This is a genomic window from Burkholderia sp. E168m23 (assembly GCF_016586125.1).
GTDB classification, from domain to species: Bacteria; Pseudomonadota; Gammaproteobacteria; order Burkholderiales; family Burkholderiaceae; genus Burkholderia; species Burkholderia orbicola.
This window is the reverse complement of the sequence record NZ_BCPP01001271.1, coordinates 1-1,578: the sequence shown is the minus strand read 5'-3', so window position 1 is coordinate 1,578 and position 1,578 is coordinate 1. Positions and strand designations below refer to the sequence as shown.

Here is a 1,578-nt window from a genome sequence, read left to right as displayed (position 1 = left end):
TGCTATACGAAGTTATTACGATCAACGTGGAGAACGAGCAGGGCGACACGCTCGCCGTGATCATTCCGGTGGCGCGCGATGGCCTGCAGGTGCTCGACGACTGGGACGGCATGGGCCAGCGCATGACCGCGAGCGGCAGCCTGTTGCTGAACGACGTGCAGGTGTTCGCGGACGAAGTGGTCCCGCGCGACGGGGCGACGCTCGTCGGCCGTCATTGCGGTGCGCTGCGGCAGCTTCATCTCGTCGCGACGGGCGCCGGCATCGTGCGCAACGTGGTGGCCGATGCGCGCCGCTACGTGCTCGCGCACGGCCGTCCCGCGCTGCACAGCCCGGCGCCGACCGCACGCGACGATCATTTCGTCCAGCAGATCGTCGGCGAGCTGTCCGCGCACAGCCATGCGATCGACGCGCTCGTGCGAGAAAACGCGCGCGCGCTCGACCGCTCCGCCGACGCGATCGAAGCGGGCGCCGCCGATGCGGATGCGCTCGTACTCGACAGCGCGCTCGCGACCGCGCGCACGCAACTGATCGTCAGCAAGCTCGCGCTGCATGCGGCCGAGCGGCTGTTCGAAGTGGGCGGCGCGTCGGCGACGGCGCGCGAGCACAACTTCGATCGCCACTGGCGCAACCTGCGCACGATCTTCAGCCACAACCCGTTGCTGCACAAGGCGCGCGTGGTCGGCGATTACGTGCTGAACGGCGTGACCACGCACCTCACCGAAGGGCGCGTGTTCTGACGACGGCCGCCAGCGGCGGCGGCTACGCCGTCGTGCCGGGTTTCAGCGCCGACCTTAACGCCGCAGGCCGGCTTTGCGCAGCAGCGGCAGCACGCGCTCGCCGAAGAAGTCCAGGTCGGGCTTGAAATCGTAGAAACTCAACTGGACGCCGTCGATGCCCGCGCGGTGCAGCCGCACGATGATATCGGCGACTTCTTCGGGCGAGCCGGTGATCGAGATATTGCCGCCGATCGCGCGCGCGGCGGCCTGCGCACGCTGCTCGAACCCGCCGCGCCACGCGTGCGCGTCGCTGTCGAAGCGGTGGAAGCTGCCTTCGTCCGCATGCGCGACGATCGCGTCACGGTAGGCGCGCGCTTCGGCCGCCGTCTCGCGGCAGATCACGAGCGGATTGAGTAAGGTGCGGATCGTGCGGCCGCGCGCGGCGGCCGCCGCCTTCACGCGGGCCGTATGCGCGGGCAGCGCGTCGATCGCGCGTTCGGCGTCCGGGCCAGCCGGACTCGTGACGAACACGATGTCCGAATAGCGCGCGGCGAACGCGATGCCCGCATCGGAACCCGTCGCGTTGATCAGCAGCGGGCGACCGTAGCGCGGCTTCGGCGTGACGAATGCGCCGCCCAGCCGCCAGCTCGACAGCTCGGGCGTGTAGCTGAAATTATCCGGTTGCGCCCACAACTGCTGGACCGCATCGAGGAATTCGGCGGCCATCTCGTAGCGCCGGTCGTGTTCGATCCGGTTCCAGCCGAACATCTCATGCTCGATCGCGCGGTGGCCGGTCACCACGTTGATGCCCCAGCGGCCGCGCGAAATGTGGTCGAGCGTCGCGGTGAACTTCGCGAAATGC

1 protein-coding gene and 1 pseudogene are annotated in these 1,578 nt (G+C 68.9%); one reads left to right on the top strand and one right to left on the bottom strand.

Annotated features, from left to right (window positions below):
* Positions 1–737: pseudogene (locus JMF90_RS36460) on the top strand (acyl-CoA dehydrogenase); the annotation flags it as partial.
* Between the two features lie 54 nt (positions 738–791).
* On the opposite strand, the gene JMF90_RS36455 reads toward JMF90_RS36460, so the two are convergent.
* The coding region (locus JMF90_RS36455; protein ID WP_201326284.1) for an LLM class flavin-dependent oxidoreductase at positions 792–1,578 on the bottom strand (787 nt) is incomplete at its 5' end.